This window comes from Microbacterium sp. LWH11-1.2 (genome assembly GCF_038397745.1).
GTDB lineage: Bacteria > Actinomycetota > Actinomycetes > Actinomycetales > Microbacteriaceae > Microbacterium.
This window is the reverse complement of sequence record NZ_CP151636.1, coordinates 1,054,383-1,075,900: the sequence shown is the minus strand read 5'-3', so window position 1 is coordinate 1,075,900 and position 21,518 is coordinate 1,054,383. Positions and strand designations below refer to the sequence as shown.

The 21,518-nt window shown below is 68.0% G+C and carries 16 protein-coding genes and 2 tRNA genes; 12 read left to right on the top strand and 6 right to left on the bottom strand.

Translation table 11 applies throughout. From position 1 onward, the window contains the following. The first annotated feature begins 9 nt into the window (after positions 1-9). From gyrB to MRBLWH11_RS05025, 3 genes are all read left to right on the top strand, one after another. Positions 10-2,094 carry a DNA topoisomerase (ATP-hydrolyzing) subunit B gene (gyrB, locus tag MRBLWH11_RS05035; protein WP_243408736.1) on the top strand — a complete coding sequence of 695 codons (2,085 nt, stop codon included), beginning with the start codon at positions 10-12 and terminating at the stop codon, positions 2,092-2,094. 90 nt (positions 2,095-2,184) lie between these two features. Continuing rightward, positions 2,185-4,740 (top strand): DNA gyrase subunit A, encoded by a 2,556-nt coding sequence (gene gyrA, locus MRBLWH11_RS05030; protein WP_116633338.1) that lies wholly within the window; start codon positions 2,185-2,187, stop codon positions 4,738-4,740. After that, on the top strand, positions 4,737-5,141 hold the full coding sequence (locus tag MRBLWH11_RS05025; RefSeq protein WP_116633337.1) for a DUF3566 domain-containing protein: 405 nt from the start codon (positions 4,737-4,739) through the stop codon (positions 5,139-5,141). The genes gyrA and MRBLWH11_RS05025 overlap by 4 nt, the downstream gene beginning before the upstream one ends. An 85-nt stretch (positions 5,142-5,226) precedes the next feature. Here MRBLWH11_RS05025 and MRBLWH11_RS05020 read toward each other — a convergent pair whose 3' ends face one another. After that, positions 5,227-5,937 (bottom strand): VIT family protein, encoded by a 711-nt coding sequence (locus MRBLWH11_RS05020; RefSeq protein ID WP_341946965.1) that lies wholly within the window; start codon positions 5,935-5,937, stop codon positions 5,227-5,229. Positions 5,938-6,058: 121 nt separating this feature from the next. Between MRBLWH11_RS05020 and MRBLWH11_RS05015 the strand changes: the two genes are divergently transcribed. The 7 genes from MRBLWH11_RS05015 (at position 6,059) to MRBLWH11_RS04985 (ending at position 10,623) form a co-directional block, all read left to right on the top strand. Then, the gene (locus MRBLWH11_RS05015) at positions 6,059-7,327 is read left to right on the top strand and encodes a histidine kinase (protein ID WP_116633335.1); all 1,269 of its coding nucleotides are present in this window, start codon (positions 6,059-6,061) and stop codon (positions 7,325-7,327) included. Next, a complete protein-coding gene (locus tag MRBLWH11_RS05010) occupies positions 7,315-8,004 on the top strand; it encodes a response regulator transcription factor (protein ID WP_341946964.1) in 690 nt (229 codons plus the stop codon). Before MRBLWH11_RS05015 ends, MRBLWH11_RS05010 begins: the two co-directional genes overlap by 13 nt. Beyond that, entirely contained in the window at positions 8,001-8,921 is a 921-nt protein-coding gene (locus MRBLWH11_RS05005; protein ID WP_165807958.1) for a DUF4097 family beta strand repeat-containing protein, read from the top strand. Before MRBLWH11_RS05010 ends, MRBLWH11_RS05005 begins: the two co-directional genes overlap by 4 nt. 87 nt (positions 8,922-9,008) lie before the next feature. Continuing rightward, positions 9,009-9,082, top strand: a tRNA-Ile gene (locus tag MRBLWH11_RS05000). A 27-nt stretch (positions 9,083-9,109) separates the two neighbouring features. After that, positions 9,110-9,182, top strand: a tRNA-Ala gene (locus MRBLWH11_RS04995). A gap of 226 nt (positions 9,183-9,408) precedes the next feature. Beyond that, a complete protein-coding gene (locus MRBLWH11_RS04990) occupies positions 9,409-9,756 on the top strand; it encodes a putative immunity protein (RefSeq protein WP_341947799.1) in 348 nt (115 codons plus the stop codon). Positions 9,757-9,819: 63 nt separating this feature from the next. After that, positions 9,820-10,623 (top strand): hypothetical protein, encoded by an 804-nt coding sequence (locus tag MRBLWH11_RS04985; RefSeq protein WP_341946963.1) that lies wholly within the window; start codon positions 9,820-9,822, stop codon positions 10,621-10,623. A 96-nt stretch (positions 10,624-10,719) separates the two neighbouring features. Here the strand turns inward: MRBLWH11_RS04985 and MRBLWH11_RS04980 are convergent, their stop codons facing one another. The 3 genes from MRBLWH11_RS04980 to MRBLWH11_RS04970 all read right to left on the bottom strand — a co-directional run bounded on the left by MRBLWH11_RS04980 (position 10,720) and on the right by MRBLWH11_RS04970 (position 15,170). After that, on the bottom strand, positions 10,720-11,739 hold the full coding sequence (locus tag MRBLWH11_RS04980; RefSeq protein WP_341946962.1) for a hypothetical protein: 1,020 nt from the start codon (positions 11,737-11,739) through the stop codon (positions 10,720-10,722). A 386-nt stretch (positions 11,740-12,125) separates the two neighbouring features. After that, the gene (locus MRBLWH11_RS04975; RefSeq protein ID WP_341946961.1) at positions 12,126-12,602 is read right to left on the bottom strand and encodes a DUF3253 domain-containing protein; all 477 of its coding nucleotides are present in this window, start codon (positions 12,600-12,602) and stop codon (positions 12,126-12,128) included. Between the two features lie 66 nt (positions 12,603-12,668). Continuing rightward, entirely contained in the window at positions 12,669-15,170 is a 2,502-nt protein-coding gene (locus MRBLWH11_RS04970) for a LuxR family transcriptional regulator (protein WP_341946960.1), read from the bottom strand. A gap of 167 nt (positions 15,171-15,337) precedes the next feature. Between MRBLWH11_RS04970 and MRBLWH11_RS04965 the strand changes: the two genes are divergently transcribed. Next, complete coding sequence (locus MRBLWH11_RS04965) at positions 15,338-17,413, top strand: hypothetical protein (protein WP_341946959.1); 2,076 nt, start codon at positions 15,338-15,340, stop codon at positions 17,411-17,413. A 101-nt stretch (positions 17,414-17,514) separates the two neighbouring features. On the opposite strand, the gene MRBLWH11_RS04960 is transcribed toward MRBLWH11_RS04965, so the two are convergent. Continuing rightward, positions 17,515-18,345, bottom strand: a complete 831-nt coding sequence (locus MRBLWH11_RS04960) for a helix-turn-helix transcriptional regulator (protein ID WP_341946957.1) — start codon at positions 18,343-18,345, stop codon at positions 17,515-17,517. 76 nt (positions 18,346-18,421) lie between these two features. Between MRBLWH11_RS04960 and ilvD the strand changes: the two genes are divergently transcribed. Further along, positions 18,422-20,326, top strand: coding sequence for a dihydroxy-acid dehydratase (gene ilvD, locus MRBLWH11_RS04955; RefSeq protein WP_341946955.1), 1,905 nt, complete (start codon positions 18,422-18,424; stop codon positions 20,324-20,326). A 109-nt stretch (positions 20,327-20,435) separates the two neighbouring features. Here ilvD and MRBLWH11_RS04950 read toward each other — a convergent pair whose 3' ends face one another. Further along, a complete protein-coding gene (locus MRBLWH11_RS04950) occupies positions 20,436-21,458 on the bottom strand; it encodes a LacI family DNA-binding transcriptional regulator (protein ID WP_341946954.1) in 1,023 nt (340 codons plus the stop codon). Positions 21,459-21,518: the final 60 nt, after the last annotated feature.

Genomic DNA, 21,518 nt, shown 5'->3' with positions numbered 1-21,518 from the left:
TGCCCTCTGATGACGCCTGAATCCCCCGCAGACGAGACGGAATCGACCAACGGAGGGACCCCCGAGAACGGCTCCGTGAACGGACACTCGCCGATCTCACCCACCTCGAAGCAGCCCGGCGAATACGGGGCCGACGAGATCCAGATCCTCGAAGGACTCGAGGCCGTCCGCAAGCGCCCCGGCATGTACATCGGCTCCACGGGTCCGCGCGGTCTGCACCACCTCGTCTACGAGATCGTCGACAACTCCGTCGATGAGGCCCTCGCCGGCTACTGCGACGCGATCATCGTCTCCCTTCTGGAAGACGGCGGAGTGCGCGTGGTCGACAACGGCCGCGGCATCCCGGTCGACCCGCACTCCTCTGACCCGAACAAGTCGACGGTCGAGGTCGTCCTGACGATCCTGCACGCCGGCGGAAAGTTCGGGGGCGGCGGATACGCGGTCTCCGGCGGTCTGCACGGTGTCGGCTCGTCGGTCGTCAACGCGCTCTCGACGCGGTTCGAGATCGACATCAAGCGCCAGGGATACACCTGGCACCACAGCTTCGCCGACGGCGGTCACCCGCAGCAGGCCCTGGAGCGCGGCGCCGAGACCGATGAGACCGGAACCGACATCACGTTCTGGCCCGACCCCGCCATCTTCACCGAGGGCGTCGAGTTCGACTACGAGACCCTGCGCACGCGCTTCCAGCAGATGGCGTTCCTGAACAAGGGGCTGCGCATCGAGCTGCACGATGAGCGCGCCGGACACACCGAGGTCATCGAAGAGGACGGCACGAGCGTCGAGCAGCAGCGCGGCGACGTCTTCCTCTACGAGCGCGGTCTGGTCGACTACGTCGAGTACCTGAACAAGGTGCGTCACGCCGAGGTCGTGAACGACGAGATCATCGCCTTCGAGTCGGAAGACGCGGAGCGCAAGATCTCCCTCGAGGTCGCGATGCAGTGGACGACCTCGTACACCGAGAACGTCTTCACCTATGCGAACACGATCAACACGCACGAGGGCGGCACGCACGAGGAGGGTTTCCGTGCGGCGCTGACCACCCTGGTCAACAAGTACGCCCGTGCGAACAACCTGCTCAAGGAGAAGGACGACAACCTCTCCGGCGACGACGTGCGCGAGGGGCTGACCGCGGTCATCTCCATCAAGCTCGGTGAGCCGCAGTTCGAGGGCCAGACGAAGACCAAGCTCGGCAACACCGAGGCGAAGGCGTTCGTGCAGAAGGTCGTCGGCGATCAGCTCGGCGATTGGCTCGACCGCAACCCGAGCCAGGCCAAGAACGTGATCCGCAAGGCCATCGACGCCGCGACCGCGCGACTCGCTGCCCGCAAGGCGCGCGAGACCGCTCGTCGCAAGAGCGTGTTCGAGTCGGCGGCGATGCCCGACAAGCTCAAGGACTGCACGAGCAAGGACCCGTCGATCAGCGAGATCTTCCTCGTGGAGGGCGACTCGGCCGGCGGTTCGGCGGTGCAGGGTCGCGACCCGCACACGCAGGCGATCCTGGCGCTGCGCGGCAAGATCCTCAACGTGGAGCGTGCGCGTCTCGACAAGGCGCTCGGCAACCGCGAGGTCCAGGCGATGATCCAGGCCTTCGGCACGGGTATCGGCGAGGACTTCGACATCGAGAAGGCCCGCTATCACAAGATCGTCCTGATGGCGGATGCCGACGTCGACGGTCAGCACATCACGACGCTGCTGCTCACGCTGCTGTTCCGCTACATGCGCGGACTCATCGAGGCGGGCTTCGTCTACCTCGCGATGCCTCCGCTGTACCGCCTGAAGTGGTCGAACTCGGCGCACGAGTATGTGTTCAGCGACGCCGAGCGCGACGCCCTGCTCAAGCACGGCCTCGACAACGGCAAGCGCATCCCGAAGGACGCCGGCATCCAGCGCTACAAGGGTCTCGGCGAGATGAACGCCAAGGAGCTGTGGGAGACCACGATGGATCACACCACGCGGACGCTCCGCCAGGTGACCATCGAGGATGCCGCGGCCGCCGACGAGATCTTCAGCGTGCTGATGGGTGAGGACGTCGAATCCCGACGCAGCTTCATCCAGCGCAACGCCAAGGACGTCCGCTTCCTCGACATCTAGCGAACCCTGGGTCCCTGAGCTTGTCGAAGGGCACCCAGACGCTTCGACAAGCTCAGCGACCCAGAACTGAACGACCGGAATCGAAAAGACATGACTGACGAAGAACGCCCCGAGCCGGCGCACGATCACGGCAAGATCGACCAGGTCGACCTGCAGTCCGAGATGCAGCGCAGCTATCTCGACTACGCGATGGCCGTCATCGTCGGTCGTGCCCTCCCGGATGTGCGCGACGGCCTGAAGCCCGTGCACCGCCGCGTGATCTACGGCATGTACGACGGCGGTTTCCGTCCCGACAAGTCCTTCTCGAAGTGCGCCCGCGTGGTCGGCGAGGTCATGGGGCAGTACCACCCGCACGGTGACACGGCGATCTACGACGCGCTCGTGCGTCTGGTGCAGCCGTGGGCGCTGCGCTACCCGCTCGCGCTCGGTCAGGGAAACTTCGGCTCCCCCGGCAACATGGGGGCGGCCGCCCCCCGATACACCGAGACCAAGATGGCTCCGCTCGCGCTCGAGATGGTGCGCGACATCGAGGAAGACACGGTCGACTTCCAGGACAACTACGACGGTCAGACGCAGGAGCCGACGGTCCTCCCGGCCCGGTTCCCCAACCTGCTCGTCAACGGCTCCGTCGGCATCGCGGTCGGCATGGCGACGAACATCCCCCCGCACAACCTGCGCGAGGTGGCGGATGCCGCGCTCTGGGCGCTCGACAACGCGGGTATCAGCCGCGAGGAGCTGCTCGACGGCCTGATCCAGCGCATCCCCGGTCCGGACTTCCCGACCGGCGCGCAGATCCTCGGCACCAAGGGCATCCACGAGGCGTACCGCACGGGACGCGGCTCGATCACGATGCGCGCCGTCGTCAACGTCGAGGAGATCCAGGGCCGCACGTGCCTCGTGATCACCGAGCTGCCGTACCAGGTCAACCCCGACAACGTCGCGGTGAAGATCGGCGACCTCGCTCGTGACGGCAAGATCACCGGCATCGCCGACATCCGCGACGAGTCGTCCGACCGCACCGGTCAGCGTCTCGTCGTCGTGCTCAAGCGCGACGCGGTCGCGAAGGTCGTGCTGAACAACCTCTACAAGCACACGCAGCTGCAGGAGAACTTCGGCGCCAACATGCTGGCGATCGTCGACGGCGTCCCGCGCACGCTCGCGATCGACGGCTTCGTCTCGTACTGGATCACTCACCAGATCGAGGTGATCGTCCGCCGCACGCAGTACCGCCTCATCGAGGCCGAGAAGCGCATGCACATCCTGCGCGCGTACCTGAAGGCACTCGACGCGCTCGACGAGGTCATCGCGCTCATCCGCCGGTCGCAGACGACGCAGGAGGCGAACGAGGGACTCCAGAAGCTCCTCGACATCGACGACATCCAGGCCGACGCGATCCTGCAGATGCAGCTCCGCCGCCTCGCCGCGCTCGAGCGTCAGAAGATCATCGAGCAGGCGGAAGAGCTCGAAGCGCTGATCACCGACTACAAGGCGATCCTCGCCGACGAGGGCCGGCAGCGCACCATCATCCGCGAAGAGCTCACGGGCATCGTCGACCGCTTCGGCGACGAGCGCCGCACGCACATCCTGCACGGTTTCGACGGCGACGTCTCGATGGAAGACCTCATCGCCGAAGAGGAGATGGTCGTCACCGTCACGCGCGAGGGCTACATCAAGCGCACGCGCAGCGACAACTACCGCTCGCAGCACCGCGGCGGCAAGGGCATCAAGGGCGCGCAGCTCCGGGCCGACGACATCGTCGAGCACTTCTTCGTGACGACGACGCACCACTGGCTGCTCTTCTTCACCGACAAGGGCCGCGTCTATCGCGCGAAGACCTACGAGGTTCCCGAGGCCGGCCGCGACGCGAAGGGCACGCACGTCGCGAACCTCCTCGCGCTCCAGCCCGACGAGAGCATCGCTCAGGTCCTCGACATCCGCGACTACGCGGTCGCCGAGTACCTGGTGCTCGCGACCCGAGAGGGCCTCGTCAAGAAGACGCGTCTCGACGCATACGACACCAACCGCCAGGGCGGTGTGATCGCCATCCGCCTGAACGAGGAGGATGAGCTGGTCAGCGCTCTGCTGGTCGACGCCTCGGACGACATCCTCCTGATCAGCCGCCGCGGCATGTCGGTGCGGTTCGAGGCGACCGACGAGGCGCTGCGTCCGATGGGGCGTGCGACCGCGGGTGTGCGGGGCATGAAGTTCAAGCTCGATGACGACAGCCTGCTCTCGGCATCGTTCGCCGCACCCGGCAAGTTCGTGTTCGTCGTGACCGACGGCGGCTACGCCAAGCGCACCGCCGTCGAGGAGTATCGCGTGCAGGGACGCGGCGGAACGGGCATCAAGGTCGCCAAGTTGAACGACGATCGGGGCACCCTCGCGGGTGGTCTGATCGTCTCGGAGGACGACGAGGTCTTGGTGGTTCTGTCCAGCGGCAAGGTGGTACGCTCTGCCGTGGCCGAGGTGCCCGCCAAGGGCCGAGACACCATGGGAGTGGTGTTCGCACGGACGACGGAAGCCGACCGCATCCTCGCCATCGCCCGAAACGGCGAGCGAGGCCTCGCAGATGACGAGGCGGAGGCGGACTCCGAGACCGCGGCCCCCGAGACGACACCGACACCTGAGGAAAGCACGGACGAATGAGCACAGTAGCCGACAAGCTGGCGAAGAAGTCCACACGCAAGACCGGCGGCAAGCAGGTCCGCCTGCGTCTGGTCTACGTCGACTTCTGGTCGGCCGTGAAGCTCTCGTTCCTCGGAGCGGTCGCCCTCGCGGTCGTCACGATGGTGTCGTTCTTCCTGATCTTCCTGGTGCTGCAGGCGACGGGCATCATGGCCACGGCCGATGAGTTCGTGCGCAGCTTCACCGATGGAGCCGTTCCGCTCTCCGAGATCGTGGGCCTCCCGCAGGTGATGGCGTTCGCCGCCGTCGTCGCGATCCTCAACCTGATCGTGTTCACCGTGCTCGGCGCCGTGATCGCAGGAATCTACAACCTCGCCGTGAAGGTGACGGGCGGACTGCTCGTCGGCTTCATGTCGAACTGACCTACCGAACCCTGGGCCCTTCGACAGGCTCAGGGAGCCAGAGTCGAAAGGGGCGGATGCCACGGCATCCGCCCCTTTCGTGTTCCTAGACGATGCCGGTCGTGCCGAGCAGCGTGCCGATCAGCCAGGTCGCGAGCAGGGCGAGCGCGCCGCCGACGACCAGACGGACGGATGCCCGCACCGGTGCGGAACCGCCGATCACGGCTCCGACCGCGCCCGTCGCCGCGAGGGCGAGGAGCACGGCGGCGAACGTCACCGGGATGCGCCACTCGGGAGGCGGCAGCAGGATGGCGAGCAGCGGCAGCAGCGCGCCCAGAGTGAAGGCGACGGCTGACGACAGGGCCGCATGCCAGGGGTTGACGAGGTCGTCCTGATCGATCCCGAGCTCGACCTCGAGATGCGCCGACAGCGCATCGTGGGCGGTGAGCTCCTCGGCGACCTTCTGCGCGGTCGCTTCGGAGAGCCCGCGATCACGGTAGAGCGCCGTGAGTTCGGCCAGCTCCTCGCGCGGCATCGTGCGGAGCTCCTCGCGCTCCTTCGCGATGAGTGCGCGTTCGCTGTCGCGCTGGCTGCTCACCGAGACGTACTCGCCCAGAGCCATGGACACCGCGCCGCCGACGAGTCCGGCGAGCCCCGCCGTCAGCAGAGCCGCGTTGTCGGTCGTCGCGCCGGCCACACCGACGACCAGTGCTGCGACCGAGACGATGCCGTCGTTCGCTCCGAGCACGCCGGCGCGGAGCCAGTTCAGGCGCTGTCCCATCTTCGCCGCGTGCGGTTCCCCCTGATGAACGGTCATGGCCTCAGTGAAGCAGATGCATCTCCCGGCGGACAGCCCGACCGGCGGCTACGGAAAACCCGAAGACAGGAGTCCGGATGCCTCGGTGTCGCAGCGATGACCCCGCCCGTACCTTGGAACCATGACGACACACACTGCGCCTCCGCCGCAGGCCGCGGCCGCGAAACCGCCGCTGCGCATCTTCCTCACCGTCCTGCATCTCGCAGGGGTCGGCGTCCTCGGCGGCATCATCTTCACCATGCTCGGCGGGCTCCTCGGAACCGGTCTGGGTCTTCTCTTCGCCTTCGGCGTCGGCATCGTCCTGCTCGTCGGTCTGGTCTACGCGCTGTTCGGTGTCGGCTGGTTCGAGGTCGCCCGCGTCGGGGCGCTCTACGGCATCCCGATCGCGCCGCTCCGCCTGCGCCCTCGCGAGCGCCCCGGCTTCGGCGGCTGGCTGCGGTCCCTCGGACGTCAGGCCATCGACGGACGGATGTGGCGAGCTGTCGCGAACTTCGCGATCACCGCGATCCTCGGCTTCATCGTGCTCCGGCTCTTCTGGGCCCTCATCTGGTCGATCTTCATCTCGTTCGCCCCGCTCACCGACGCCGAGTCCGTCATGGGCCCGTTCGGCGGAACCGGCATCGGCGTCGAGTGGGCGCCGCTGGTCGGGATCCTCGGCATCGCGGCATCCGCCTTCGGCATCTTCTGCCTCGCACTCCTGCACCGCACGCTGTCGCTCGCAATCGTGATCCGCAGCCGTGAGGCCGAGCTCACCGAGCGCGTCCGCACCACGACCGCACAGCGTGAAGGCGCTGTGCGAGCGGCGGATGTCGAGCGCACCCGCATCGAACGCGATCTGCACGACGGCGTCCAGCCTCGGCTGGTGTCGGTCGGCATGACGCTCGGCCTCGCGCAGCAGAAGATCGACAACGATCCCGATGCCGCGAAGGAGCTCATCGCGGAGGCGCACACCTCCACGAAGGCGGCCATCACCGAGCTGCGGCAGCTGGCTCGCGGCATCCATGCCTCCGTGCTCGACGACCGCGGCCTCGACGCGGCGCTCTCCGCCCTCGCCGGCCGGTCGCACATCCCCGTGCACCTCGACGTCCGCATGGACGGGCGATGCAGCCGCGAAGCGGAGGCGGCCGTGTACTTCGCGATCGCCGAGTCGCTCACCAACGCGGCCAAGCACTCTCGCGCCAGCGAGTCGCGGGTCATCGTGCGACTGCGCGAGGGGAACACCCTCTGGGCCCGCGTCGAGGACAACGGAATGGGCGGCGCGCAGGTGCAGCCCGGCGGCGGACTCGACGGCATCGCGAACCGCATCCTCGCAGCCGGCGGTACCTTCCGTCTCGACAGCCCGCTCGGCGGACCGACGTCGCTGGAGGTGAACGTGCCATGCGCATCCTGATCTGCGAGGACTCCGTCCTGCTGCGCGAGGGGCTGGTCCGTCTCCTCGAAGACGCCGGCCACGAGGTGGTCGCCGCACTCCCCGACACCGTCGGCCTGGCCGACGCGGTGGAGTCGACCGACCCGGAGCTCTGCATCCTCGATGTGCGGCTTCCCCCGACGTTCACCGACGAGGGCATCCGCGCGGCGCTCGGCCTGCGGTCCACGCATCCGTCGCTCGCGATCCTCGTGCTGTCGCAGTACGTCGAGGAGCGGTACGCATCCGATCTGATCGCGGCGCAGGGCGGGCCGCTCGGCTACCTGCTCAAGGATCGGGTCGCCGATGTCGCGGAGTTCCTCGCCTCGGTGCAGCGGATCTCCGAGGGGGCGACGGTGCTCGACCCCGAGGTCGTGGCCCAGCTGCTCACGCGGCGGAACCGCGACGATCGGATGCTGCGCCTCACCGAGCGCGAGCGCACCGTGCTCGCGCTGATCGCGGAGGGCAAGTCGAACCAGGCGATCGCCGGGCTGCTCTTCCTCTCGGAGGCGAGCGTCGAGAAGCACATCACCTCCATCTTCCAGAAGCTGGGCTTCGAGCAGGGCGAATCGGGAAACCGTCGCGTGCTCGCCGCCCTCGCCCACATCGAGAACACCGGCGGGCCGACCCCGCCGACCGGCCCGACAGGAGCGGCACGATGACGAACGAACAGAACGACCTCACGGGCGGGCACACCCCACTCACTCCCCCGCAGGCCTCCGCGCCCCAGGCCGCGGCGCCGATCGAGATGCCGTCGGCGACACCCGAGTCGGGTCGGTCGCCCGGAAGCACGGCGATCCTGACCGTCACGGCCGTCGTCGGCGGATTCGCCCTCCTCGGTGCAGGCGGCACGGCGGCGTTCGCCGCGACGGGCGACCTGAGCAACGCGAGTCGACCGGATTCGGTGCAGACCGTCGACGTGGAGGGGATCGACTCCGTCGACCTCGACGTCAACGCGAGCAGCACTCGGATCGAGTTCGGCGACGTCGACGAGGCCGAGCTGTCGATCACGAACGGACGCGGGCCGGCGTGGACCTTCGAGCGCGAGGGTGATGAGCTCGTCGTGCGCAGTCCGGAGTCCCGGTGGGGATGGTGGTTCGGCACCTGGTTCGGCGACGAGGAGATCGCCGTGGTGACGCTTCCGGAGGAGCTGCGGGGCGAGCAGCTGGACGGCGACTTCACGGTGAACTCCGGCAGCCTCGACGTCAAGGGCGCATTCGGAGACCTGGGGATCGACGTGAACGCGGGCTCGATCGATGTCGAGGGCGAGGCCACGGGCATCGACGTCGACATGAGCGCGGGTCGAGCGGACGTCACACTCGACGGTGTGCAGCGGGCCGTTCTCGGCGTCTCGGCGGGATCGCTCGATGTGGAGCTCACCGGCACCCCGCCCTCGCAGACGACCATCGACGTGAGCGCCGGCTCGCTGGATCTGACGGTGCCCGATGTCGGGTACGCCATCACGCAGGACGTCAGTGCCGGCTCGCTCGACGTGAAGGTCGACCAGTCCGGCAGCGACCGCCGGATGATCGATGTCACCCTGTCGGCCGGGAGCGTGACCATCCGCCCCGGGAACTGACCGAGCTCGAGCGCGGGGCCTCTCCAGGGCGGCCCCGCGCTCGATTCGGATTTTCCGTCTTTCTCCGGTAAAGTCTTGGAGGTTGACGGGGCTATAGCTCAGGCGGTTAGAGCGCTTCACTGATAATGAAGAGGTCCCAGGTTCAAGTCCTGGTAGCCCCACCCTTTCAATTCAAGAAACACCCTCACGGGGCCTTAGCTCAGTTGGTAGAGCGCCTGCTTTGCAAGCAGGATGTCAGGAGTTCGAATCTCCTAGGCTCCACACTTTCAGACGTAGTCGAACCCCTGAGATGGATGTTTTCGCTTGTTGTCGCGGCGAAGGGTTACACGCCGGAGGGTTGCTTTCCGTCTCTTCGTTGATGTCGATGCCGGTCGTAAAGGTCTGGTTCGCGAGCCGCTTCCCTTGGGTGTCGGTGCTCTTGTAAAGACGCTGGCAGTATCGAGCGCGTTCGCGCAATGGCCGTGGTGAACTCGACACGGCTGGGGAGATCATACGGAGAATCGGCAGGCCGTGCCGCTCAAGCGGTGTCGCGGCCGCTCGCGCCGCCGGCCAAGCTTCGGGCGTCGCCCACATAGGAGCCCATGCTCTCGGGACTGCCGCATATGCGGCGAAGGTAGCTTCGCTCGCGGCGGCCGATCAAGAAACTGAGCGTCGCGATCAAGTGCGCTGGCAGATCGACCGCGTGACGCCCGCCGTTCGTCCTGCATTGTCGAGAATGCCCTTGCTCGGGGAGAACTCGTCTGGTCCGATGTGCACAGGGCTCTTGACGTCAGGAGTGTTCGCTGTGACGATCCGCGAGATCCAGTCAGAGCTGTCCTGCGACGCCGAAGTGTGAAGCCGCGGCAACCAGCAATGCGAGTGGGGGCCAGCGATTTAGCAGTACGGGAAGATGGGTTCGATGGTCACGTATCTTGATTCACACTCGGTCTCCGCAGAGTACGCCTTCTGGCAGATGGAGGAGCAAAAGGTCCGGGCGTTCCTGCTGACCACCAACCGAGGAATGGATGCGTGGCTAAGCGATCAGTGGGATGCCGCTGAAGTTCGCGCCAATGAGATCTTCGACCCGGAGGCACATGACGGCGGGCTGGTCGCCGAGATTTATGAAGACCGGATCGGCCTCTGGCCGACTGACTATTTCTGGCAGCTCTCGTCGGCCGTGGTGAAGGATGCGGTTGCGTTGTACGAAATCTTCCTGGAGACGCTGGCGAATCAGGTGCTAGGCCGCGCAGGGCATCGCCTGTCAACACTCGATACAGAGGACTCTTGGCGCTGGCCCGAGTACAAGAGCTTCTACACCCACTATGTCGGCGTAGACGTGGCTTCCGACGACATAGAAAGTGTGCTTTGGATTCGAAACAAGCTCGCTCACCTTCGCGACGGACTCCGTACAGAAACCGGCCGGGCGGAGTTTGCTTCACATGTCGAGCAGCTCGGGCTGGACGGCCCCGAGACGGCCGAGGAGCAACCACTTGGCCTGGTCGACCACGCGCCCTATATGACGCACGGCGTCTTTTTGACGCAGTTGCAGACATGGCGCCTGCTTGATCTCATCGCCGTGCAAGTCGGCAAGGTTGCACTCGCCGCTTTCCCCTTCATCTACGGGAGACAGACCAGCGCGCATCTTGAGGCCTTGCGGCTCGGGACTCCACTCGCGGCCCCAGATCTGACTGTCAAACAGGTTCAGAAGTACTTCGTTCGCTGAGCCAGTGGTCGCATTGCACGCGACCTGTCATCGCAGATGTGGCAACGCACGTCCGCTGACTTCATAGCGACCCGGTCCGCACGATCAGCGCCGGTATCAGGGGTGCCGTCCGCTGGGTCCCTCGTCGGAGCCTCCGAGGTATTCGTTTATGAGATGGTTCCCCCGGAACCACGAGCTTGCGACTTCGGACCATGCTGTGATCGGGAACTCTCCGTCGATTCGGAACAGCTTTCTGTAGCGGTCGCCTTTGCCGCGGCTCTTGAAGTTCTGTTGGGCTCGGGGGTAGTTTGCTGCGGCGAACGCTTTCACGGCTCCGTCGCAGTGGATGAAGGCGTGCTTGGTGGTGTCGCGGATGGCGTGGAGGTACCGGGCGAACACCCACTCAGCTTCAGGCTCCGGTGCTGGCATGAACTCTTCGATCTCAACGGTCTTGAGATCGCCGTCGACGGTCCATCGAACTGAAAGCCCCGAGTAGGGACTGAGCAGGGACAGGCCGCCTTCGGGGTCGCCGTGAAAAGTCTCACCGACGACCGTGAGGTCGTCGAGGTCAGCATCCGCGAGTGAGGGGCCGTACCAGTAGTCAGCCTCGTGGATCTCGCGGTACTCGTCCTTGAACTGGATGCGGCGTTCATCGAGGGCAAACCGTGCGGTCAAGGCATGTTCTTCAGACAGCCGAAGGATCGTTCCGATGAGGCCGTAGTGAATGCTGGAGCCGAAGCCCCTCCTCATGAGCTGGTGGTACTGGAACGCGTACTTGCTGGTGTGCAGGCCCCATGGACGTGCATCGAGTCCCGCCACGGTGATCAGGCCGCTCTCGTCGAGGAGTGGAACCAAGTGAGGAGCTGCGACGAACACGCGCGAATCGGTTGCGGGGTAGCCGAAGAGATCAATCAGGGGATCATCGAAGTCCATCCACATAGCGGCTTCAAGGAGAGAGTCGGACACCGAACGATGTTGAACGAGGTCCGGGAGTCGCCCGTAGATCTCACCGGTTGTCGTCGGCTCCGACGCTACCCATTTGCCAAGCAACTCGATCGCCCGCGTGCGCGCCTCAACCAGGCGGGGACGGTCGTCCTGGAACAAGAACACCGGATGAGCATCGACGTCGAGCATCACGCCATGAAGCTCGTAAAATCGGCTCCCCAAACGAGTACGAATCAGTGCGATATCGTCCGGGTCTAGGTCGGAGGGCATGGTCCGAGCGTACCGATCAGTGCAGGCGTTCCGAGGAGAAATCCGGGCTCCGAAACCACGATCTTCAAGAGGCGTGAGGTCAGAAGTGAGGTGCGTTGGCCCAACGCGGTTCGAGAAATCCTCTCGACGTTCAGAGGTTGAAAGCGCTCGCAGGGCCTTCCTGTCGGTGGAAGATGCTTGCTGATCCAGGTGTCGCGTCTCCCACACCGTCATCCGGCTTTCCACCCGTTCGAGCGCTTCCACTCGTGTGATGGGCGTCCGACCATTCCTTCATCCACAGGTGTTAACAACTCTGTTAACAACTCGCCTCAGAGCGCAGGGCCGCGAATGATCCGCACCGGACCGCGGGCCTCGTCCATCCGAACTGCCTCGCCCTTCTGCGTCACGACGATCTCGTCGCGGTCCGCCAGCTCGGCGGCGACGCGTCGCACATCGTCCATGCGTGTGCGCCAGGACGAGCCGCCGATCGCGCGCGCCACGTCGCTCGGACAGATCGACGATGCGCTGCGCTTGCGGACGAGGGCGCGCACGGTGGCTGCGGCGCGCTCCTCGAACGCGGCATCCGTCTGCTCCTCCCACCAGGGTTCCCCGCGCTCGCCGAGGGCTGTCTTCGCGTCGTGCACCCGCCGTCGTGCGTCCGGCTCGTCGGCCTTCACCGCGCGGCGGGCCGCCATCAGCTCGTCCACGAGCTCTTGACGGAAGGTGTCGGGGATGGACGGATCGGTCGCACGCCAGCGACGACCGTCGACGACGATGTGATGCCCGTCGGGTGTGTGCTCCGTCATGTCGAGCAGTCTGCGCCCCGACACCAGGCCCGCACAGAGGCTTGACGGATGGCGGGATCCTCGTCGCTACGACCGGCGGGGCTGCCGCAGCGCGGTGTCCAGGTGTCGGGCGATGCCGGCCCGGGAGCGGAGTCCCGTCTTCTGCAGGATCCGCGCGACGTGGCTCTCGACGGTGCGCGGGCTGAGGTAGAGGCGCTCGGCGATCGCGCGGTTGCTGTGCCCCTCGGCCACGAGCTCCGCCACATCGAGCTCGCGGCGGGTGAGCACGTCGAGCGGTCCTGCCTCGGCGGCGACCGACTCCAACTGCGCGACGGTCGCCTCCGCGAACCGACGGTAGAGCACCGAACCCGACTGCTCGAAGAGTCCGATCGCACGACGCGCGTCGTCGAGCGCGTCGTCGACGCGTCCTTCGGCGAGCTCCACCCTGGCGCGGAACATCGTGCCGTGCCCGGCCTGGGACGTGTGCTCCGCCTGCTCGCCCCACGCGATCGCGGCTTCCGCATGCGCCAGAGCCTGCGGCAGATCACCCGCAGCCAAAGCCATCTCACCGAGGCCGATGTGCTTCTGCGAGGCGAAGATGTCGTTGCGTTCGATCGAGAGATCGGCGAGGTCGGCGGGCAGCCCGAGCGCGATCGATGCGCGAGCGACGAAGAGGCGGACGATGCGCCGCCACCATCCGATCTGCGGGAGACCCGCGTCGACGAGGCGTCGGTACCGCGCGGCGAACTCGTCCGCGTCGACCCTGCCGGGGGCGGCGACGATGCTCGCCGTGAGCGCCAGTGGGATCGCGTCGGGCCAGTTGTACTTCTCCGCCGCGGTGATCGCGAGCGCGCTGAGCTCTTCGGCCTCCTCGCACCGATCGAGGGGGATGCAGAGGAAAGAGAGAATCAGGTAGAGGTGCGGCAGCACATGGAACCGTCCGCGCGACTCGGCGAGGCGGATGGCGCGTTCCACCAGGCGCGTGCCGTCGTCGAAGTCGGCGAGGAAGTGCGCGCACCACCCCATCGCGGTGACGACGTCGATCACCGGCAGCAGCTCCGACGCGGTGAGCGACTCGAACCCCGCCTTCGCGACGAGATAGGCGGCACGTCCGCGCTCCAGATCCCCGACTCGCAGATGCGAGAGCGCGCGCAGGCCGGCCAGGGCCATCGCGTGGCCGGGGCGGGCGTCGTCATCCTCCAGCCAGCTGCGCGAATCGAGCTCGGCGTCGCCGTCGTGCATGACCGCGAGGGTCGCGAGCTCCACGATCACGTCGGGTTCGAGGCGCGCGGCACCCGCTTCGCGGACCAGCTCGAAAGCCTCGTCGGGCCGGCTCTGGATGCGGAGCGACTGCAGCAGCAGTGCGAGCCCCTCCCCACGCGGTGCTCCGACCGCATGCACGTCGCGCAGCAGTTCCTGCGCGTCGACCGGACGGCCGTCGAGCAGGAGGGTGCGGGCGAGCAGGAGATCCCTCTCACGGTGCGGGATCCTGCGGGTACGCGTGAGCAGGGCGATGCTGCTCTGCGGAGAGGTCGCCGAGACGATCTCGGCCGCGCGGATGATCGTCTCGATCTCCTCGGAGGTGAGGTGCGATCCGACGTGCTGCAGGTGCGACGCCCGCTCGAGGATGTCGGCGGAGTGCTGCGCCGCGATGCGATGGGCGCGGCGGCGGCGAGCAGGCCGCATATGCCGGTACGCGGCGGCACGGATGAACGGGTGCACGATCCGCAGCTCGTCCGCATCGATGAGACCCCGACGTGCAAGGTGCTCGGTGGCGACGGCGAGGGCCGCGGCATCCGTTCCCGCGACCTCGCTCACGGTGGCGGGAGCGATCGCGGGCGTGAGAGCCAGGGCGTGCAGAAGCGCGAGCGAAGACGGGTCGAGCGCGCTCAGCTCACCGCGCAGCGCGTCGCCGATCTCCAGAGGCGTCGTGGCGTCGGCATCCACGAGGTCCACTCCGGCGACCTGGGACTCGGCCAGGAGGCGGAGGAACAGGGGATTCCCTCCGGCGAGGTCGATCAACGCATCGTCGGCGACACCGTGCCCGTCGAGAAGCGTCGCGGCATCCGCGGAGTCGAGGGGTCGGAGCCGGATCCGCTGCAGGGCGGCGCCCCCGCGCTCGACCGCGTGGAGCAGCGAATCGGGGACGGTGCCGCTGCGGAAGCACAGCAGCACGGCGAGTGCCGACATCCCAGGCGCGGCGATCAGGCTCTCGACGACGTCGAGGGCTTCCTCGTCGAGCCAGTGCGCATCATCGACGACGACGATGCTGGGCTCGGTCACCACGGCTTCTCGGATGCGGCGTCGCAGCACGCGCGGCGCGCTCTCCTCGAGTAGAACGGGGAGGTCGTCATCGAGGAGATCCTCGATGATCGGACGGATGCCGGCGAGCGGGATGTTCGTCGCCACTTCGTCCGGCCGCGCGAAGAGGACGCGAGCGCGGAGACCCGAGCGCAGGAACTCGTTCACCAGGGCGGTCTTGCCGATGCCGATCGAGCCCTCGACCACCACGACCGGCGGGACTGCGGTCGATCCGGCATCCAGGTGGGCGCGCAGCAGCGCGAGCTCGGCGTCTCGCCCGATGAACATGCATCCCCCTCACCCCAGACAGGACGAGAGTAGCCGCACCCGTGCGTGATCGGGGCGTTTTCTCGATTCAATCGAGGAACCCGGTGTTTCTACGGATGTGTCCCTCTGCGTGCTCTTCATAGCCTGTGCCTGAATGCGTCCGCACACCCAGGTACAGGAATCACTTGATGACATCGCAGCTACGACCACGCCTCACGCGACTCCTCGGGGCGGTGACCGGTATCGCGCTCGCCGTCGGCTTCAGCGCCGTCGCCGTCGCGGCCCCCGCCCAGGCAGCCACCGCCGACGGCGTGTACGTGGGTGAGAACAGCCATGGCTACGACATCTCCCTCACCGTCACCGATGGGAAGGTCACCGACGTCACCACCTCGTCGACAGCCTTCTGCGGCGTGAATCCGCCGTTCCCGTTCCCGGTCCCGTTCAACGAGATCCCCGACACGGCGATCGCCGCGGACGGGTCCTTCCAGGCGAACTGGACGTACCAGATCGACGCCGACACGCAGGCCGAGTACTGGCTCGGCGGCACCTTCCATGCCGACGGCTCGGTCACGAGCTCCGGGTCGAACGCCGCGGACCTCGTCGGGGCCGGCCTGATCTGCACCGGGACGCAGTTCACCTATGACGCCGCGATCGACGGGGTGGCCCCGCAGATCGCCGTCTCGCCGAACCCGGCGACGCTGTCGCAGATCACCGATCCGAACGGCGTCGTCCGCTTCACGGGCAGCGGGTTCGTGCCCGACAGCACCGTCGCGCTCTTCATCGACGGGCAGCAGGCGGCGACACGCACCGCCGGTGCGGATGGGAGCGTCGAGGTGATCCTGTACTGGCAGAACGCCACGGTGGGCACCCACTCGGCCCGGTTCACGAGCGGTACACGTACCGCGGAGACGACTCTCACCATCATCGCGGACCCGACGTACGACCCGACCGCGTCCGTCGATCCGTCCACCGTCACGGTTTCACGGCTCGCGGGAGCCGGCGTGGTCGTCGAAGGCTCCGGCTTCCCGGCATCCGCTCCCGTCGAGATCGCCTTCGACGGCGCGCTCGTGACGACCGTCACGAGCGGTGCCGACGGCTCCCTCACCTCCCCGCTGACACGATCTGCCGTCGCGCCCGGTGCGCACACCATCTCCCTGACCAGCGGGCCGTGGTCGGCGTCGACGGAGCTGACCGTGGAAGCCGATCCCGTCGTCTACGACCCGCAGGTCGTGGTGACGCCCGAATCGATCACGCAGTCCGCGCTCGCCGCCACCGGCGTGCAGGTCGCCGGAACCGGATTCCCGGAGAACGCACCCGTCGAGATCCTGTTCGACGGCGCCGTCGTCACCACGGTGACCAGTTCGGCATCCGGGTCCGTGACGACCACCGTCGCCCGGGCAGGCATCGCCGCCGGAACCTCCACGGTCCTGCTGCGGAGCGGAGCGTGGGAGGCATCCGACACGGTGGTGGTCACCGCGGACCCGGTCGATCCCGCGGAGGTCACGCTCACCCCGTCCGAGATCGCGACCGGCGCGCTCGAGACCGACGGCATCTCCCTGTCGGCCGAGGGGCTCCCGGCCGACGTCCCGGTGCGGGTGCTGTTCGACGGCACGCAGGTCGCGGCGTTCACGGCCTCGTCCGCCGGGGCGGGAACGGCGGCGTTCACCGTCGCCGACGTCGCCGCGGGTGTGCACACCGTGCAGCTCGTGCAGGGCCCCGGTCTCGCACCGCGCGGAGGCATCACGGCCGCTCTGGCACCGGGCGACATCCTCGGCGAGGCGACGCTGACGGTCACCGAGGATCCGATCCCCAGCGATCCGGAGCTGGTGCTGGGCGTCTCGAGCATCGCGACGGACGCGCTCGCTGCGACGGGTGTCCTGCTCACCGGCAGCGGGTTCACGCCGGATCAGGACGTCGCCGTGACGTTCGACGGGAGCCCGTTCGGCACCGTCGCCGCGAACGCCGACGGAGAGGTCTCCTACATCCTCCGCGTGCCGGGCGTCGCGCCCGGCGCCTACCCCGTCACCCTCGCGCAGGGCGACCTCAGCGCGGAGGCGACCCTCACGGTCACCGCCGCGTCCGTCCCGGGCACCCCAGGCCCGGGCACCCCAGGCCCCGGCACAGGTCCTGGACAGTCCGGCGGTGACGGCGACGGCCTCGCCGTGACCGGAGCGGATGCGGTGCTGTGGACCGGCATCGCGAGCATCGCCCTCGCGCTCATCGCCGCGGGTGGGCTCCTGCTGGTCCGTCGTCGCCGCGCATAACCCCTGCCGGCGACCCCCGCCGCGGAGCCGTATCCGCCGCCTCGCTCTCTTCGTGAGCGGAGCGGAGGGTGCGGCTCCGTGGTGTGCGGGAGGATGCGTCGTCAATCGCGGCGGCGGAAGAATCTCGCCCGGGCCGCGGCATCCGACGGCGTGTAGACGACGAGCTGGATCTCGGTCTGATCCGATGGCCGCAGCTGGTGGTGCTCGAAGACGAGGCGTCCGAGCGTCGGATGCTGGAACACCCGCTCCCGCGACTCGAAACCGCGCACGTCGTGGCTCTCCCACCGCTCCCGGAACTCGGGGCTCGCCTCCATGAGGCGCCCGACCAGGTCACGGTAGCGCGGGTCGCCCAGCCGAGGACCCGCCTCGGCGCGGAACTCGGCGAGGAAGCGGCGGCTGGTGTCGTCCCAGTCGTCGAGCAGTTCGCGCACCGCCGGATCGGTGAAGATGAGCCACAGGAGATTGCGCTTCTCCGGCGGGGTCGTGGCGACGTTCGGGTAGAGAGCCTCGTAGGCGCTGTTCCAGCCGGCCACACCCCAGTCGGGTGCCAGCGCATACGCGGGGTGCTCCTCCAGCGCATCGAGGAAGCGCTGCACGTGCGCGGGCGCCGTCTCGACCGCCTCTTCCGAGCCGGGCCGTGTCGGGGTGAAGCCGGCCAGACGCAGCGCGTAGTCGTGCTCGGCGACGCTCAGGTGCAGGGCGGTGGCGACGGCATCCAGCACCTGACGCGACGGATTGATGTCCCGCCCCTGCTCGAGCCAGGTGTACCAGGTGACGCTGACGCCGGAGAGGTACGAGATCTCCTCCCGGCGCAGGCCGACCGTGCGGCCGCGCCCGGCAGGCGGAAGGCCGTACGCGCCCCGATCGAGCTGCTCGCGCCGGGCACGGAGGAAGGCTCCGAGCTCCTTGCGCTGCTCCTCGTCGGTCGCCATGGAACAAACCTAGTGCTCTCACTACTAGTGTCAGCGCCGTCTTCCGGCATCCGCTCCTCGAGGCGAGAGTGGGATCATGCCCACCCCTCTTCGCTCCCGTACCGTCACGCACGGCCGCAACGCCGCCGGAGCCCGCGCCCTCTTCCGTGCCGCCGGCGTCAACGCCGCCGACTTCGGAAAGCCGATGATCGCCGTCGCGAACAGCTTCACCGAGTTCGTCCCCGGCCACACGCACCTGCAGCCGGTGGGACGCATCGTCTCGGACGCGATCTCGGCGGCGGGCGGCATCCCCCGCGAGTTCAACACCATCGCGGTCGACGACGGCATCGCGATGGGCCACGGCGGGATGCTCTACTCGTTGCCGTCGCGCGACCTGATCGCCGACTCGGTCGAGTACATGGTCAACGCGCATCAGGCCGACGCCCTCGTGTGCATCTCGAACTGCGACAAGATCACGCCCGGCATGCTGATGGCAGCACTGCGCCTGAACATCCCCACGGTGTTCGTCTCGGGCGGACCCATGGAGGCCGGCCGCGCGACGCTCGTCGACGGCTCGGTGCGCACGCTCGACCTGGTCGACGCGATCTCCGAGGCGGCGAACGACACCGTGTCGGATGCCGACATGAAGCGCATCGAGGAGAACGCCTGCCCGACCTGCGGCTCGTGCTCGGGCATGTTCACCGCGAACTCGATGAACTGCCTCGTCGAGGCGCTGGGTCTCGCCCTCCCGGGCAACGGCTCGGTGCTGGCCACGCACACTGCGCGTCGCGCCCTGTACGAGCGGGCCGGCGAGGTCGCCGTCGAGATCACCCGCCGCTTCTACGACGAGGACGACTCCTCGGTCCTCCCCCGCGAGGTCGCGAGTTTCGCGGCGTTCGAGAACGCCATGGCCCTCGACATCGCGATGGGCGGGTCGACGAACACGATCCTGCACCTGCTCGCCGCGGCACACGAGGCCGGCATCGACTTCGGCCTGGACGAGATCGACGCGGTCTCCCGTCGGGTGCCCTGCCTCGCCAAGATCGCGCCGAACCCGGCGTACGGCCGCATGTACTACATGGAGGACGTGCACCGTGCCGGCGGCATCCCCGCCGTGCTCGGAGAGCTGCGCCGCGGAGGATTGCTCGACGAGAACGTGTCGACGATCCACTCGACGTCGTTCGCCGGCTGGCTCGACGACTGGGACATCCGCGGCGGCAAGGCGACGGAGGCCGCGCACGACCTCTGGTACGCAGCGCCCGGGGGTGTCCGCTCGTCGAGCGCCTTCTCGCAGTCCGAGCGGTGGGCGGCGCTCGATGAGGATGCCGAGACCGGATGCATCCGCGACGTCGAGCACGCCTACTCGGTCGACGGCGGTCTCGCGGTGCTCCGCGGAAACCTCGCGATCGACGGTGCGGTCGTGAAGACGGCCGGCGTCGACCCGTCGATCCTCGTCTTCTCCGGCCCTGCGGTCGTCTGCGAGTCGCAGGAGGAGGCCGTCTCGAAGATCCTCGGCAAGAAGGTGCAGCCGGGCGACGTGGTCGTGATCCGCTACGAGGGACCGAAGGGCGGGCCGGGCATGCAGGAGATGCTGCACCCGACGTCGTTCCTCAAGGGCCGCGGCCTGGGCAAGGTGTGCGCGCTGATCACCGACGGCCGCTTCTCGGGCGGCACCTCGGGCCTGTCGATCGGCCACGTCTCCCCCGAGGCGGCCGCCGGCGGAGTGATCGCGCTCGTCGAGGACGGCGACATCATCGACATCGACATCCCCTCCCGCGGCATGACCCTGCGCGTGAGCGACGCAGAACTGGAGGAGCGACGCGCGCGGCTGCTCGACGGCACCGGGTACCGACCCGTCGACCGCGCGCGGCCGGTGTCGCTCGCGCTGCGCGCCTACGCCGCGATGGCGACGTCGGCCGACCGCGGTGCGGTCCGCGACGTGGAGAAGGTCGAGCGCGCCCTGCGCGAGCAGGAGCTGCGCGACGCGGCTGCTCTCGTCTGACGCCATCGGCACGAATCCGCCGGTCGCTTCGGGAGGAGATCCGCGCTTCGGGAGGACGGATGCCGGTGAGACATCCTTCCGAAGCGCCCGAATCCTCTCGAAGCGGGCGTCAGCGCTCGCCGGATGCCGTGGAACGCCGCGCGATGAGCCGCATCGGCAGCACCACGTTCTCGAAGCTCCGGGTGCGATCGCCGAGGCGGGCAACGGCCAGCCGGGCGGCTTGGCGTCCGAGGGCCTCGACGTCTCCGGTCACCGCGCTGATGCCGAGCACCTGCGCCCATTCCGGTTCGTCGAACCCGATCACCGCGGGCGACGGGGAGGAGGACTCCGCGATCTCCTCCATCACACCCAGGAGGATCCGGTTGTTCCCCGCGACGACCGCGGTCGGCGGTTCCGCGAGGGCGAGCAGGTCGCGCATGCACGCGCGTGAGGAGGCGATGTCGTGCGCGTCGGTCCGCAGGAGGTCGCGCCAGTCGGCATCCGTGCTGTCGAGGACGTCGCCCATGCCCGCCAGGCGCTCGCGGTAGGTCGGGAGCCAGGCGTAGTCGCCGATGAAGGCGATGCGGCGGTGGCCCGCGTCGATCAGGTGGCGAGCGGCGAGACGCCCGCCCTCGCGGTTGTCGAACACGACGGAGTCGGCCTCGACGTTCTCGGCGGGGCGATCGACGAAGACGACGGGGATGCCGCGGGCCTGGAGCTGCGCGTAGTCGGCGTGGTCCTGTGTGGCCGAGACCGTGATGACGGCCTTGGTCTGCCGGTCGGCGAGGTCGTGCGCGACCCGTTGCTCCTGCTCGGCGGATTCCCGGGAGTTCGCGACGGAGAGATGCATCCCGTGCGGGCGGATCTCGTCCTCGATCGCCTGTGCGAGGGCGGAGTAGAACGGGTTGGTGAAGTCTCCGGTGATCAGGCCGATCGAGTCGGCCAGGCGCCCGCTCGCGAGCAGGCTCGCTGCGGCGTTGCGCTGATAGTCGAGTTCGGTGGCGGCGGCCAGCACGCTGGCGAGGGTCTTCTCGCTCACGTACGACTCTCCGCCGAGCGCGCGCGAGGCCGTCTTCAGGCTCACCCCGGCGCGGGCTGCGACCTGCGCGAGCGTCGGACGCGGCACGACGGCCTGGTCCTCTGGTGTGGTCATGCGTCCCCCTGCCGCCCGGGCGGCGGATAGCTCATTATGACGGTCGGCGGATGCGAGATG

Excerpts from the sequence above, each read along its gene's own strand:
- MRBLWH11_RS04950 (WP_341946954.1), bottom strand. The coding sequence starts at position 21,458 with ATGACCACACCAGAGGACCAGGCCGTCGTGCCGCGTCCGACGCTCGCG.
- MRBLWH11_RS05020 (WP_341946965.1), bottom strand. The coding sequence starts at position 5,937 with ATGACCGTTCATCAGGGGGAACCGCACGCGGCGAAGATGGGACAGCGC.
- MRBLWH11_RS05005 (WP_165807958.1), top strand. The coding sequence starts at position 8,001 with ATGACGAACGAACAGAACGACCTCACGGGCGGGCACACCCCACTCACT.
- MRBLWH11_RS04970 (WP_341946960.1), bottom strand. The coding sequence starts at position 15,170 with ATGTTCATCGGGCGAGACGCCGAGCTCGCGCTGCTGCGCGCCCACCTG.
- ilvD (WP_341946955.1), top strand. The coding sequence starts at position 18,422 with ATGCCCACCCCTCTTCGCTCCCGTACCGTCACGCACGGCCGCAACGCC.
- MRBLWH11_RS05025 (WP_116633337.1), top strand. The coding sequence starts at position 4,737 with ATGAGCACAGTAGCCGACAAGCTGGCGAAGAAGTCCACACGCAAGACC.
- MRBLWH11_RS04985 (WP_341946963.1), top strand. The coding sequence starts at position 9,820 with ATGGTCACGTATCTTGATTCACACTCGGTCTCCGCAGAGTACGCCTTC.
- MRBLWH11_RS05015 (WP_116633335.1), top strand. The coding sequence starts at position 6,059 with ATGACGACACACACTGCGCCTCCGCCGCAGGCCGCGGCCGCGAAACCG.
- gyrA (WP_116633338.1), top strand. The coding sequence starts at position 2,185 with ATGACTGACGAAGAACGCCCCGAGCCGGCGCACGATCACGGCAAGATC.
- MRBLWH11_RS04975 (WP_341946961.1), bottom strand. The coding sequence starts at position 12,602 with ATGACGGAGCACACACCCGACGGGCATCACATCGTCGTCGACGGTCGT.
- MRBLWH11_RS04965 (WP_341946959.1), top strand. The coding sequence starts at position 15,338 with ATGACATCGCAGCTACGACCACGCCTCACGCGACTCCTCGGGGCGGTG.
- MRBLWH11_RS05010 (WP_341946964.1), top strand. The coding sequence starts at position 7,315 with ATGCGCATCCTGATCTGCGAGGACTCCGTCCTGCTGCGCGAGGGGCTG.
- gyrB (WP_243408736.1), top strand. The coding sequence starts at position 10 with ATGACGCCTGAATCCCCCGCAGACGAGACGGAATCGACCAACGGAGGG.
- MRBLWH11_RS04960 (WP_341946957.1), bottom strand. The coding sequence starts at position 18,345 with ATGGCGACCGACGAGGAGCAGCGCAAGGAGCTCGGAGCCTTCCTCCGT.